Annotated in this window: 14 protein-coding genes; 7 read left to right on the forward strand and 7 right to left on the reverse strand. The window is 37.2% G+C overall.

Going from position 1 to position 14,298, the window contains the following annotated elements:
• Positions 1-30 precede the first annotated feature (30 nt).
• From HSM_RS05305 to pflA, 5 genes are all read right to left on the reverse strand, one after another.
• Entirely contained in the window at positions 31-372 is a 342-nt protein-coding gene (locus HSM_RS05305; protein ID WP_011609306.1) for a carboxymuconolactone decarboxylase family protein, read from the reverse strand.
• A 104-nt stretch (positions 373-476) separates the two neighbouring features.
• The gene (cydC, locus tag HSM_RS05310; RefSeq protein WP_012340220.1) at positions 477-2,207 is read right to left on the reverse strand and encodes a heme ABC transporter ATP-binding protein/permease CydC; all 1,731 of its coding nucleotides are present in this window, start codon (positions 2,205-2,207) and stop codon (positions 477-479) included.
• The gene (cydD, locus tag HSM_RS05315) at positions 2,207-3,970 is read right to left on the reverse strand and encodes a heme ABC transporter permease/ATP-binding protein CydD (protein WP_012340221.1); all 1,764 of its coding nucleotides are present in this window, start codon (positions 3,968-3,970) and stop codon (positions 2,207-2,209) included. Before cydD ends, cydC begins: the two co-directional genes overlap by 1 nt.
• A gap of 65 nt (positions 3,971-4,035) precedes the next feature.
• Complete coding sequence (trxB, locus tag HSM_RS05320; RefSeq protein ID WP_011609303.1) at positions 4,036-4,989, reverse strand: thioredoxin-disulfide reductase; 954 nt, start codon at positions 4,987-4,989, stop codon at positions 4,036-4,038.
• A gap of 128 nt (positions 4,990-5,117) precedes the next feature.
• On the reverse strand, positions 5,118-5,858 hold the full coding sequence (gene pflA / locus HSM_RS05325; protein ID WP_012340222.1) for a pyruvate formate lyase 1-activating protein: 741 nt from the start codon (positions 5,856-5,858) through the stop codon (positions 5,118-5,120).
• 264 nt (positions 5,859-6,122) lie between these two features.
• Between pflA and HSM_RS05330 the strand changes: the two genes are divergently transcribed.
• From HSM_RS05330 to HSM_RS05360, 7 genes are all read left to right on the forward strand, one after another.
• Positions 6,123-7,076: a tagatose 1,6-diphosphate aldolase gene (locus HSM_RS05330; RefSeq protein ID WP_012340224.1), complete on the forward strand. Its 954-nt coding sequence runs from the start codon at positions 6,123-6,125 to the stop codon at positions 7,074-7,076.
• 13 nt (positions 7,077-7,089) lie between these two features.
• Positions 7,090-8,355, forward strand: coding sequence for a tagatose-bisphosphate aldolase subunit GatZ (gatZ, locus tag HSM_RS05335; RefSeq protein ID WP_011609300.1), 1,266 nt, complete (start codon positions 7,090-7,092; stop codon positions 8,353-8,355).
• 12 nt (positions 8,356-8,367) lie between these two features.
• Positions 8,368-8,814 carry a PTS galactitol transporter subunit IIA gene (gatA, locus tag HSM_RS05340; protein ID WP_011609299.1) on the forward strand — a complete coding sequence of 149 codons (447 nt, stop codon included), beginning with the start codon at positions 8,368-8,370 and terminating at the stop codon, positions 8,812-8,814.
• Positions 8,815-8,837: 23 nt separating this feature from the next.
• Positions 8,838-9,122 carry a PTS galactitol transporter subunit IIB gene (gene gatB, locus HSM_RS05345; protein ID WP_012340225.1) on the forward strand — a complete coding sequence of 95 codons (285 nt, stop codon included), beginning with the start codon at positions 8,838-8,840 and terminating at the stop codon, positions 9,120-9,122.
• Between the two features lie 4 nt (positions 9,123-9,126).
• Entirely contained in the window at positions 9,127-10,485 is a 1,359-nt protein-coding gene (locus HSM_RS05350) for a PTS galactitol transporter subunit IIC (RefSeq protein WP_011609297.1), read from the forward strand.
• A gap of 13 nt (positions 10,486-10,498) precedes the next feature.
• Positions 10,499-11,542: a galactitol-1-phosphate 5-dehydrogenase gene (gatD, locus tag HSM_RS05355; protein ID WP_011609296.1), complete on the forward strand. Its 1,044-nt coding sequence runs from the start codon at positions 10,499-10,501 to the stop codon at positions 11,540-11,542.
• A gap of 93 nt (positions 11,543-11,635) precedes the next feature.
• Positions 11,636-12,427: a DeoR/GlpR family DNA-binding transcription regulator gene (locus tag HSM_RS05360; protein WP_011609295.1), complete on the forward strand. Its 792-nt coding sequence runs from the start codon at positions 11,636-11,638 to the stop codon at positions 12,425-12,427.
• A gap of 249 nt (positions 12,428-12,676) precedes the next feature.
• Here HSM_RS05360 and HSM_RS05365 read toward each other — a convergent pair whose 3' ends face one another.
• Entirely contained in the window at positions 12,677-13,393 is a 717-nt protein-coding gene (locus HSM_RS05365) for an HvfC family RiPP maturation protein (RefSeq protein ID WP_012340227.1), read from the reverse strand.
• Complete coding sequence (locus HSM_RS05370; protein WP_012340228.1) at positions 13,378-14,298, reverse strand: DUF692 domain-containing protein; 921 nt, start codon at positions 14,296-14,298, stop codon at positions 13,378-13,380. Before HSM_RS05370 ends, HSM_RS05365 begins: the two co-directional genes overlap by 16 nt.

Genomic DNA, 14,298 nt, shown 5'->3' on the forward strand with positions numbered 1-14,298 from the left:
AAAGCAACTTTTCAGTTGCCTTTATTCAATTTAGCTTTGTTCTTTTACTGCCTCTAATGCACGCAAGGCATAAGTATAAGCCGCACCAGCGTTCAGTGCAATCGCAGTAGCCAATGCTCCGGCAATTTCACTTTCTGTTGCCCCTGCTTTAGCTGCTTTTTCAGCATGAACACTAATACAACTTTCACAACGTGTTGTAATAGCGACAGCAATTGCGATGAGTTCACGGGTTTTTTCATCAAGTGCTTCAGCCGCAGCAGCCTGATCTAAGTTAATATAGGCTTGTAACATTTTTGGATGAGACTTGCCCAATTCGCCAAAAGATTTTTTTACATGAGCGGTATGCTCTTTCCAATCTGTGAATGTTGTCATAAGAATTTCCTCTTGTTGTTAATCAAGTTAATGTTGATAATTAACCGCACTTTTATAACTTGATTGACTAAAAGTGCGGTGTAATTTGAACATATTTTTTAGATTTAAATTCGTTCAATAAGTTGTTTAAAAAATCCTTTTTCTTGTTGAATCAGTTGATGGTAATGTCCTTGTTCAACTAGATGGCTGTTATCCATGATACAAAGTAAATCGAATTGTTCAAGTGCTGTTAGACGATGAGTAACCATAATGAACGTTTTATTTTGACAATGTTCAAATAATAGCGTTAGAACATGGCGTTCAGTATCTCGATCCAGTCCTTCTGTCGGTTCATCAAGTAGAATAATGGGGGCATTATTCAGTAAAACTCTTGCTAGTCCTAAGCGACGCTGTTCACCGCCTGATAAAGGTCGCCCGCCGTCGCCTAACCATAAATCCAGTCCTTGATCCTGCAGAACTAATTTTTCCAGACCTACTTTTTGTAGTATATGACACATTTTTTCATCGCTGATTTGTTGGCTACCTGCTATTTGTAAATTATTGCGTAAAGTATCACTAAAAATATGTACTCGTTGAGTGAGTAAACAGATATTTTGGCGTAGCGTTTCTTCGGTATAAACTTGAATCGGTGCATTAGAGAGTAAAATTTCCCCTTGGTTGCAATCATAGTTTCGAACCAATAATTGCAGTAAACTTGATTTGCCACTCCCCGTTTTCCCGAGAACAGCCACTTTTTTTCCAGCTTCAACGGTTAAATTAATTTGTTGCAATGCCTGATCATTACGATCCGGATAAGAAAAACTGACATTTTTCAGTTGAATAAGCGGATATTCATTGTTTTGCAATATGTGAGTACCGTTGAATTGCACTAAAGGTCGTTGTGCAAGAAGTTCATTAATGCGTTCTGCAGATGAAATGACTTGTCCAATATGTAAGAATGCGACACTAATAGGCATGAGAAGCTCAAATGAGGCAAGAGCGGCAAACGCAAATAACGCAATAAAAGCATTGTGATAATCTGCAATGGAAAATTGTGCTTTCGCCGCAAACCAAAGGGTTATTACTACCAGTAATCCGTTAATAAATACGACAAGTGCGGTAGATAATCCGACTAAATTTGTTTCTTGTTGTTGGTAAGATTGCCATTCTAATTCGATTGCTTTTAGTTTCTCTTTTGAGCTAAAGGCTGCATTAAAGAGTAACAGTTCCGCTTGCGACTGAATAAATTCGATAAAATAAGTGCGATAAACTGAACGAGATTGAGTTAATTTAGCACCGAATTTACGTCCCAGCCGATAAAAAACGATGGGAATAATTAAAAGTAGCAACAGCAGGCTTATACCAATAAATACGCCGATAGAAACATTAAATAAACTTAAGCCTAATGTAATAAAAGCAATAACAATCATTGCACTGATAAAAGGGGCAATAAGGCGTAAATACAATGTATCTAAAGTATCTACATCAGCCACTAAACGATTAAGTAAGTCACTGTTGCGATAGCGATTAAGTACTGCGGGGCTTAAAGGAATAAGTTTACTGAATACTTGAACACGTAATTTTGCCAATACACGGAAAGTGGCATCATGCGTCACTATTTTTTCAAAATAACGTGTTACAGTTCGACCGATTGCTAAACCTCTGACACTTGCCGACGGGTAGAAAAAATTAAATAATGTGCCAATACCGGCTAACGCCGTGGCGGCGAGAAACCAGCCGGATAGGGTTAATAAACCGATGCTTGAGGCTAATCCCGCAATCATTAATATTCCCCCTAAAATGAGAGTAAATTTAGCGTGATAAAATAAGCGAAGAAAAGGAAGTAAAGCTCGCATTATTGAATTTCCTGTTTTTGTTGAGCCAAAAGTTCGGCGAAGAAACCTTGTTCTTTTAATTGTTCAAAACGGCCTTGTTGCACAATTTTCCCTTGTTGCATCACTAAAATTTGGTCGCATTGTTTTAGATCTTCAATGCGATGCGTAATCATTAAAGTAGTTTGGTTACGGCTAATTTTTTGTAACACTTGTAGTACGGCATTTTCCGATTTTGCATCAAGACTTGCAGTAGGTTCATCAAGTAATAATAAATTGCTTTGACGCAATAATGAGCGAGCAATAACAAGACGTTGTGCTTGTCCGACGGATAAACCAATACCGCCTTCTCTAATTAGAAAATCAAGTCCTAATTTCGCACAAAAAGACGTGGCTTGTGCTTGTTCTAATGCTTGCATAATTTGTTCGTCTGTTGCTTGAATATCACCAAAAAGTAAATTTTCTCGAATCGTGCCTTGTAATAATAAAGGATTTTGCCCTACCCAAGCGATATTTTTTCGCCATTCGTTTAAAGATAAATCATGCAATTCAATACCATTAATTTTTAAACTTCCCTGATAATTTAAGAAACCGAGTAACACGTTGATTAATGTTGTTTTACCTGCACCGCTTTGCCCAACTAACGCAGTATTGCTTTGAGCCGTCAAGCAAAAATTTAACGGAGCGGTTAAAGGATGGCCTTGTGGTGAAAGTGCGATGAGATTTTTCGCTATAATTTCGACCGCACTTTTAGGCTCGATACTATATGTTTGTTCATATTGTTGAGAAGTAACTTCTTGCTCCAAAAATTTAACGATTTCATCGGCTGCACCAATACCTGCTGCACGATCATGGTAATAAGCACCCAGATCTCGTAAAGGTTGGTAAAACTCAGGAGCAAGAATTAAGCAGAAAAAGCCAATAAATAAAGTAAGTTCAGTGTCGTAAGAACCAAAGTTAATTTGTCCTAAATAACTAAAACCAAAATAAACTGCCATTAATGCAATAGAGATAGAAGTAAAAAATTCTAATACTGCGGAAGATAAAAATGCCATTTTTAGCACAGTCATAGTTGTTTCACGAAAATCTTCAGTGCTTTCTTCAATATATTCAGTTTGCTCTTTTGTTTTATTGAAAAGGCGTAATGTTTCTAATCCACGTAAACGATCTAAAAATTGACCGCTAAGTTTTGCTAAGGCGGACATATTTTTTTGACTACTATCTGCGGCGGCTAATCCGGCTAAAATCATAAAAATAGGAATAAGCGGAGCAGTAAGTGCCAAGATTAATCCAGCCGCCCAATTGAGTGGAAAGACAGCGATTAAGATAATGATTGGCGTAATGGCAGAAAGTGCTTGTTGAGGTAGAAAGCGAGCATAAAAATTGTGCAGATTTTCTACTTGTTCCAGCATCAAGGTTGCCCAACTTCCCGCAGATTTTTGGTTGATCATTGCTGGACCAGCTTGATGAATTTTGGCGAAAATTTGTTGACGAATATGATGACGTAATTGTTGACCGCATTTAAAGCCCACTTTTTCCCTTGCCCATAATATTAAACCACGTAGCATAAAACCAAGAATAAGTGCTAGAAAGTGCGGTATTAATTCACTTCGATCCGTATTTAAAATAATGAGTTGATGAAGCAGGTAGCTTAAAATATAAGTTTGTGCAACTAAAATAATGGATGAAATAGTTGCAAGAATAATATTAAGCGAAAGCAACTTTTTGATTGGCTTTTGTTGTTTGCGTAGCCATTTGAAAACATACTTTTGACGTGATTTTTCCATTGTTACTGCTAGAGGTTATGATATATTTGTGGGGCAGATTAGTTGCCCCAATACGACTGAGTTAATTATTTTTGTGTATCCAAAAAACGTTCTGCATCTAAAGCTGCCATACATCCGGTTCCGGCAGATGTAATTGCTTGACGATAGTTGTGATCCATTACATCTCCGGCTGCAAAAACTCCTTGGACAGATGTTGCCGTTGCATTACCCTCCAAACCGGATTTTACGACAATATAACCGTTGTTTAATTCAAGTTGATTGGCAAACAATTCAGTGTTAGGAGCATGACCGATCGCAATAAATACCCCTTCTAATTTAAGATCTTCAACATTTTCTGTTTGTGTGTTTTTTAAACGGATTCCGGTTACGCCCATATTATCACCTAAAACCTCCGCTAAAGTGCGGTTCGTATGCAGGATAATTTTTCCTTCTTCCACTTTTTTATTGAGGCGATCGATTAAGATTTTTTCTGCCCGAAACGTATCACGGCGATGAATTAAATGAACTTCAGAGGCAATATTTGCAAGATATAAGGCTTCTTCAACAGCCGTATTACCGCCACCAACCACAGCCACAGGTTTATTGCGATAAAAGAAGCCGTCGCAAGTTGCACAAGCGGAAACACCTCGTCCTTTGTAAGTTTCTTCTGAAGGTAAGCCTAAATAACGAGCCGATGCACCTGTTGCGATAATGAGTGCATCGCAACTGTAAGCCCCTGCATCACCAAATAGTTTGAATGGACGTTCAGATAAATCGACATTATTAATATGATCGAAGACGATTTCGGTATCAAATTTTTCAGCATGTTGCAACATTCGTTGCATTAATTCCGGACCTGTTGTATCACCAAAGTCTCCCGGCCAGTTTTCTATTTCAGTCGTCGTGGTTAATTGTCCACCTTGTTGTAATCCGGTAACCAATACGGGTTTTAAGTTTGCTCTGGCAGCATAAATTGCGGCAGTATAGCCGGCAGGACCGGATCCTAAAATGAGCAGTTGGCTATGTTTAAAATCTGACATAAAAATCCTTGTTAGTAAAATCTTGCAAGATTGTGGGTTCGCTTATTATAGAGATTTCAATAATTAAATCTATCATTAAATAGAAAACCATAGTGGCTATTATGTTGCTGGAGACACTATTTTTAACATTAATACTTGACTGTGTGTCCATAACTTTCAATGATAGATTTGATATGTTCTAGAGAATCTTTAGTTGGAGGGACTACATCTTCCAGTTCATATTGTTCGCCCATCGTTTTCCATTTATGTGCACCTAGCTGATGATAGGGTAGAAGTTCGACCTGTTCGATATTGCTCATATTTTGAATAAATTGACCTAATAAGTGTATATCTTCATCAGCATCAGTATAACCGGGAACAACTACATAGCGAATCCAAGTTTTTTGATTGCGTTTTTGTAAGTATTTGGCAAATTCTAGTGTACGCTTGTTCGGTACACCGATAAGATTTTGGTGCACTTTATCATTGAGCTGTTTTAAATCAAGTAAAACAAGATCGGTAACATCTAATAATTCATCAATGACATGATCATAATGACGTACAAAGCCATTTGTATCCAAGCAAGTACTTATTCCTTCTGCTTTACAGGCTTTAAACCAATCTCGAACAAATTCAGCTTGTAAGACAGCTTCTCCACCGGATGCGGTTACGCCACCGCCCGTTGCATTCATAAAATGACGATACGTGACCACTTCTTTCATTAAATCTTCTACACTGATTTCTTTGCCATCATGTAGATCCCATGTATCTCGATTATGGCAATATTTACAACGCATTAGGCAGCCTTGTAAAAATAAAATGAAACGAATTCCCGGCCCATCAACAGTTCCACAAGATTCGTAAGAGTGATAACGTGCAAGTACAGACATTCTGCTTTCCTTTTAATTTTAAACATTCTCAAATCGTAATTTGTACATTTTAGCAGAAATAAAAGAAGAAAAACGGATTTTATTATTTCATATAAATACTACATCTTATGATTAAAATTTCGATTTATTTCTATTTGTTTTTTATTTTAAAAATGTGATCAAGATCTAAAATTTCGAAGGTGAATCTTTTTGTTTTTATTTGTTTCGAGTAAAATAAAATTAGAAAATATACGAAAATAAATAAATGTAAGAAATGGAGATAAAATGAACGAATCTCAATCAAAACAGCAACGCTTAAACAAATTGTACGGATCAGAAAGAGTATTTAGAGCACTAGCTATTGATCAGCGTGGTGCGTTAAAAAGAATGCTAGGTGACGATATAAGTGATAGGCAAATGCAAGAATTTAAAAGCTTGGTATCAGAACAACTTACCCCTTACGCTTCGGCAATTCTGCTTGATCCCGAATTTGGCTGGCAGGCAGCTGAATTGAAGGATACAAATTGTGGTTTAATTATGGCATATGAAAAAACAGGCTATGATAGAACCAAAATTGGTCGTTTTCCCGATCTGATTGATGGTATCTCGGTAAAACAGCTTCAAGAGAAAGGAGCTGATGCAGTGAAATTGCTACTTTATATCGATGTTGATGAAGGAAAGGAAATCAATAATGTGAAGACTGCTTTTGTTGAGCGTGTAGGTTCTGAGTGTATTGCTGAAAATATGCCTTTCTTTTTAGAAATTCTGACCTATGATTCAAAAATTTCGGATAAAAAAGAATTCGAAAGGTTAAAGCCTCGTAAAGTGATTGAAGCAATGAAATTATTTTCAGATAAACGCTTTAACGTCGATGTTTTAAAAGTAGAAGTGCCTGTGGATATGAATTTTGTAGAAGGCTTTTCTGGGCAAGAAGCGATTTATAACCAAGAATCTGCTGCAGCATTATTTAAAGAGCAGAGTGAGGCGACCCATTTACCTTTCATTTTTTTAAGTGCCGGTGTATCACCGCAACTATTCCAAGATACATTATGTTTTGCCAAGCAAGCAGGCTCCGATTTTAACGGCGTACTTTGCGGTCGGTCAACTTGGGCAGGTAGTGCGGAATCATTTAAGACTGGAGGTAAAGAGGAAGCCATTGATTGGCTAAAAAATGATGGAATTAAAAATATTACCGAATTAAATAATGTATTAACAAAAACAGCGAAACCCGTTTTTTAACAGGAGAATTAGTATGCAAAACTTACTTAAACGCCATAAAAGTGGTGAATCTGTGGGGATTTGTTCAGTCTGTTCCGCTCATTCAGCGGTAATTGAAGCTGCATTACGCTTTGAGTTGAACACCGAAAATGATGTTTTAATTGAGGCAACATCTAATCAGGTAAATCAGTTCGGTGGTTATACTGGAATGCAACCTGTTGATTTTAAAAATTTTGTTTACAGTATTGCGGATAAAGTTGGATTTCCCAAAAAACGTATTATTTTAGGTGGAGATCATCTTGGTCCTAACTGCTGGCAAAATGAACCAGCTGAACAAGCAATGGAGAAAGCAAAGGTGCTTGTTGCCGAATTCGCTAAAGCAGAATTCACCAAAATCCATTTAGATGCATCCATGTCTTGTGCAGATGATCCGGTTCCCCTACCGCCGTTAGTAGTGGCGGAACGTGCTGCCGTGCTGTGTCAAGCAGTCGAAAATGCTCTAGATTTTGCAAATCGGGATAAAGTTAGTTATATCATAGGAACAGAAGTCCCGGTACCAGGAGGTGAAACTCATACTATCTCAAGTGTTGATGTTACAACAATTCAAAGTGCCAAAGAAACCATTGAAACCCACAGACAAGCATTTGAAGCATTAGGTTTACAAGAAGCATTTAAACGTATTGTCGGAATCGTTGTGCAACCTGGAGTAGAATTCGATCATTCCAACGTTATTTTATATAAACCTGAGTTAGCTAAAGATCTTTCTGCTTTCATTGAAAGTACACCTTATATTTTCGAAGCTCATTCAACTGATTATCAATCTCGAGCGGCTTATCGTAATTTAGTAAAAGATCACTTTGCTATTCTGAAGGTTGGTCCTGCACTCACTTTTGCGTTGCGTGAAGCTCTTTTTGCATTGGCAAAAATCGAAGATGAATTAATCATCCCTGAGAAAAAGAGTTATCTTTTAGATGTGATTAATCAGGTTATGCAAGATGACCCTAAGTATTGGAGTAAATATTATTCTCCACAATATTCAAAAGCAATAATTGAGCTCCATTTCAGCCTTTCAGATCGTATCCGTTACTATTGGCCGAATGAACGGATTAACAGTGCGGTAGAAACACTTATTGAAAATTTATCTGATATTTCTATTCCGCTGGGTTTATTAAGTCAGTATTTACCTAATCAATACCGTTTGATTGTGGATGGCATATTAAAAGCGAAGCCAAAGGAATTAATTATAAACAAAATCCAACAAGTTTTGTCGGATTACGCCTTTGGTTGCTACGGAAAATAACAGGAGGAAATTTTGGTAAGTGAAATCTTAATTAAAACTGGTATTTCTTTTGAAAATTATTCTGAAGCATTAAATCATATTGCTGATGAATTAATTGCAAAAGGTTTTGTGAAAGAAAGTTATAGAGATGCTGTATTCGCTCGTGAAGCAAATTTCCCAACCGGCATCCAACTGGAGGAACATTCTGTGGCAATCCCACATTGTGAAGCTGAACATTCTATAAAGCCAGCTATCTATTTTATCCGTCCTGATAAAACATTAGTTGTTAATCGTGCAGATGATGATGGTACTGTGGATGCTGAAATCCTAATGGCATTAGTCGTTACCAACCCACAACAACAGCTTAGGCTGTTAAGAACACTTTTCGGTAAATTGCAGGATAATTCATTTGTAACTCAATTACTTTCCATTCAAGAAAGCGATTTATCCGAATTTCTCAAACAACATTTTGAAATCTAGTCAATGAAAAGAGGGAACTCATTATGAAAAAGAAAGTTATTGTCGCTTGTGGTGGAGCTGTTGCAACTTCAACATTAGCCGCAGAGGAAATAGAAGAACTTTGTGCTGAAAATAATATTTCGGTAGAACTGGTTCAATGTCGAGTAAATGAAATCGGTAGCTATATCAATGATGTTGATTTGATCTGCACAACAGCAAAAATCAGTCAAATTTACGGTGATATTCCTATTGTTCACGGTATGCCGTTTGTATCGGGTGTAGGTATTGATGAATTAAAAGAAAAAATCTTGGTTATTTTAAGAGGATAAGATTATGTTCACAGAAATTATGCAATATATTTTGGATTTAGGCCCAGCGGTAATGTTACCACTGGTAATTCTCATTCTCTCGCTAGCCTTAGGTATGAAATTCGGAGAGTCTTTCAAAGCTGGTTTATCTATCGGTATCGGCTTTGTAGGGATCGGGCTCGTAATCGGTTTAATGTTGGACTCTATTGGTCCTGCAGCAAAGGCAATGGCACATACCTTTGATATTCAGCTAAATGTTATCGATCTTGGTTGGCCTGGAGCTTCACCGATGACTTGGGCTTCACAAACAGCGTTAATAGCTATTCCTATTGCGATTGCGGTAAATATAGCGATGTTGCTGTTAAAAATGACCCGTGTCGTAAACGTTGATATTTGGAATATCTGGCATATGACGTTTACTGGTGCGTTAGTTCATATTGCGACAGGTTCGTATTGGTTGGGTATTCTTGGTGTTATTGTTCATGCTGCTTTCGTTTATAAACTTGGGGATTGGTTTTCTAAAGACACCAAACATTTCTTTGAATTGGATGGTATTGCTATTCCGCATGGAACCTCAGCTTACTTAGGACCGGTAGCTGTATTGGTGGATACCATTATCGAAAAGATACCAGGGTTAAATAAAATCCATTTTTCAGCCGATGATCTACAAAAACGCTTTGGTGCTTTAGGCGAACCTGTAACCGTAGGTTTTATTATGGGAGTAGTAATTGGGTTACTTGCTGGCTATTCTATGAAAGACGTGTTGCAATTAGCAGTCAAAACTGCAACAATAATGCTGTTAATGCCTCGTGTAATCAAACCAATCATGGACGGTTTAGCACCTATTGCCAAACAGGCCCGTAAAAAATTACAAGCACGTTTCGGCGGTAGCGATTTCTTAATCGGCTTAGATCCTGCATTATTACTTGGTCACACCTCTGTAGTATCTGCAAGTTTAATCTTTATTCCGCTTACTATCCTAATTGCTGTGTTCTTACCGGGTAACCAAGTACTTCCATTTGGTGATTTGGCAACTATCGGCTTCTTCGTTGCAATGGCAGTAGCAGTACACCAAGGTAACTTATTCCGAACCTTAATTTCCGGTCTGATTATTATGTCGATGACCCTTTGGATCGCAACCCAAACCATTGCGTATCATACTCAGCTGGCAGCTAATGCAGGAACATTAAAAGCAGGAGAACAAGTCGCTTCAATGGATCAGGGCGGTTCACCGATCACTTATTTGATGATTCAGGTGCTGACCTTTGAAAATATTGTCGGAATGACTATTATTGCAATCATTTACTTTTGCGGTGTATTCCTTACTTGGCGAAGAGCCAAATCCTATGAAAAAGAAATAGTCGCTCAATCAGCACAAAATTAAGGAATAATAACCAATGAAAGCTATTGTTTTAGAATCTAACCGTAATATGGCTATTTGTGATATTCCTAAGCCTTTAGTCGAAGACCCTGATGATGTGTTGGTAAAAGTGCATTACTCCGGACTATGTGGTTCCGATATTCCAAGGATTTTTCATCATGGTACTCACTTCTATCCTATTGTTTTAGGTCACGAATTTAGTGCTACAGTAGAAGAAGTAGGCTCAGATGTAACGGAATTGGATAAGGGAGATTTAGTTAGCTGTGCTCCTCTCCAGCCCTGTTTTAAATGTGATGAATGTAATAGAGGGTTTTACTCTTTATGTAAAAACTACAATTTTATCGGTTCACGCCGCTTCGGTGCTAACTCAGAGTATCTTTGTGTGAAAAAGAGTAATTTGGTGAAGTTACCTCAAGGAAGTGACACATTGCAAGCATCTTTTATTGAGCCTATCACTGTTGGATTGCATGCTATTCATCTTGCAGGAGGCTGTAAAGGTAAAAATGTGGTTATAGTTGGAGCAGGTACTATCGGGTTACTGGCAGCTCAATCTACAAAAGCATTAGGGGCAAATTCAGTTAGTGTGATTGACATCAACCAAGAAAAATTGGTGTTGGCAAAAACATTAGGTGCAGATTACGTATTTAATTCAATGGATTTGAAAGCTGACGAAATTCTAGCCTGTTTAGATGGTAATCGATTTGATCAACTAATTTTAGAAACAGCGGGGGTACCGAAAACTGTTGAACTTTCCATTCAAATTGCTGGACCTAGAGCTCAAGTCGTATTAGTTGGAACACTACACCACGACCTAAATCTCGATCAAAAAGAATTTGGACTGATTTTACGCAAAGAACTTATCATTTTTGGTTCTTGGATGAATTACTCCAAACCTTGGCCGGGAGTCGAATGGCGAGAAGCAGTTAATCTTATTGCAGAAAATAAAATCTGCTTTGAACCGCTTATCTCGTCGATTAACACTATTGAAGATTATGTGGAAGAAGTGAAATCCTTAGACGGTAAACCGATGAATGGAAAATTGGTATTAAAATTCGACTAATTGTAATACAAAACTAGTATTAAAATTCGATTAATCGTAATATAATGAAAGCGTATGAAACTTCATACGCTTTATTTTTTAGCGGAAAATATTATGAACACTTTTGAAAGACGACATCAAATTATAGAATTACTCAAAGAAAACGGAATTGTGTCCGTCAATGATCTCGCCAAACGATTTAATGTATCGGAAGTTTCTGTGCGTACCGATTTAAGAATGCTGGAAGAACAAGGAATACTTACTCGTTTTCACGGAGGTGCGGCATTTTCAAATTCAAATGAAAAGCCATACGAAAAAAAAGAACGAAACGAAAGTAAAGAGACTTCACTTGAAGAACGCCATGGTCTTTCGCACGATCCGAAATCCCATATTGCCCGTATTGCCGCACAACTGGTTAAGGAAGGTGATACTGTCATTCTTGACAGCGGCAGCACTACCTTGATGATTGCTTACGAATTACTTAAAATTAAGAACATTACTGTTATTACTAACAATCTTCCTGCTGCAGTAGTACTATCCGATTCACCTGATATTACTCTTGTAATTTGCGGCGGTACGCTTCGTCACAAAACCCGCTCAATGCACGGTACTATTACTGAAAATTCATTACAAGGCATTCGGGCTGATATTATGTTTGTGGGAGCCGATGGTGTTGATGCCAAAATAGGACTGACAACCTTTAATGAGGGCTACAATATCAGTTCAATTATGGCAGATATTTCCGCCAAAGTAGTAGCTGTTGTTGATGCAACAAAATTCAACCGTAACGGCTTTAACCTTGTACTTCCAATGCAAAAATTGGATTTAGTCATTACAGATAATAGTCTGACAAAGGAAAAACAGCTGGAATTAATTTCGGTGGGTGTACCGTTACAGTTAGCCTAGTAATCAGCAAAGGCGGTCATATTTTTACTAAGGTTTGTAAATACCTAAATACCGAGCTTGGTATTTGGTTTATTGAACTGTCCGATTTTTAGGAATATAGGACCAAATTGTTTTGTTTTAATCATCGAACTCATGAAGGTATTTCAAAGTGCTGTAAACCCATTTTATTAGCTGAGAAAAACCTCTAAGAAAGATTTAAAAGAGTTTAATTCAAGAGACAAAAAATGGCGGTAATTATATCATGCACTATTAATTTGTAACGTATTCTTTGGATTGTTCGGGAATAATGACCCCTAAATCGATCCATTTGTACCAAGTTTGTTGCAGAAATTGTAGTATGTTCTCGTCAACTGCAAGGTTTTTTAAAGATTCTTTTAGCTTTTGTAGTGAATAGGCTTTTTCTTGTAACAGCATTAATAAAAAGTGATCTAAGTCCGTTAACTTTTGGTAATACACTTCAAATTGAGCATTACGCCAAACAATTGTTTTTGATGGTTGATTCAGTATTTGGTTAAACTGAGTTGAAAGAAAATCCACCGGATATTCTCTTATAAAGCAAACTTCTGAGCATTTCATTGGAGTTTGTTCTGTTATATCGAATTCAGTCGGTAGCTGAAACATTGATACTTCCGCTTGAAGTTGATCAAATTCAAATTGCATTAGGGAGAGAATATTTTCATCGAAAATATTTTTGTGTTGGCAAAATTGTAAAAACTCACCTGCAATATCTTGGAAGTAAGGGGAATGTGCTTTTCCGTTTTTGACAAATTCTTCTTTTGCATTATCCCAATCTTGTCGGTTTAAATGAGCCGGAGTTTCGGTAAAGCATTTTTCGATAAAGCCAAAAGTATTGTTGCGTAATAACCGCACATAAATATTTAAACGTCTAGGATCGTGATTGCTAGGGTCTTTTTCACGAATAGCTTGAACAAATTCTTGTTGCGTTTGTGCTAGATTTTTAGCCATGACAATCCTCTTTTTTTGACATATTTTTGTTGTAAGTGATGGATAATATCGACTTCTTTACAAAGTTTTTCAAAAGGAGGGAAATTGAAATCACGTTCAAGTAGTGTTGGTGGCATATGAGGTAAACGTGCATAAGTATATTCCAGTAAATCCCAAACGGTACCTTTTACATTTTCACCATGTGTATCAACAAGTAATTGAGGAAGATGGCGAAAATCTCCTTTGATTGTATTGAAAGCCTCTGATGTTTGTATTTGCACTTCAGTAGCGGCATGTTCGTCATCATGTCCGGCAATATGAATGTAATTGACACGTTTTAAATCCACATTATCAATAAAGACATGAGGATCAAGTAATCCATGGTTGACCGCATTTACATAGATATTATTAACATCTAAATGAATGCCACAATTTGCCTCTTGTGCAATAGCATTGAGAAATTCTACTTCATTCATCGTGCTTGTTTCAGAATGCAAATAATAAGAGGTGTTTTCTACTGAAATTTGAATTTCTAAAAAATCTTGTACTTCACGAATTCTTGCTGCAGTGTGTTTTACTGCTTCATCAGTAAACGGCATTGGCAATAAATCATATAAATGACCATCGCATTCACAAAAGCTCAGATGATCGGAAAAGAAAGGCGTATTATATTGTTTTATCATGGCTTTAATGCCTGATAATAATTCTTTATCTAAAGGGGCTTGTCCACCAAGAGAAAGAGATAACCCATGGATTAGCATAGGGATTTTTTCTGCCACTTTATCGAATTGATAACGAGCAAATCCTCCCATTTTTAGCCAGTTTTCCGGTGCTATTTCCATAAATTGAATTCGATCATTATTGCGTAATTGTAGAAATCCTTCCGCTAGATCACGTCTGTAGCCTAAACCGGCACCTTGTCGCAT

The sequence above is a fragment of the Histophilus somni 2336 genome (genome assembly GCF_000019405.1).
Classification (GTDB): domain Bacteria; phylum Pseudomonadota; class Gammaproteobacteria; order Enterobacterales; family Pasteurellaceae; genus Histophilus; species Histophilus somni.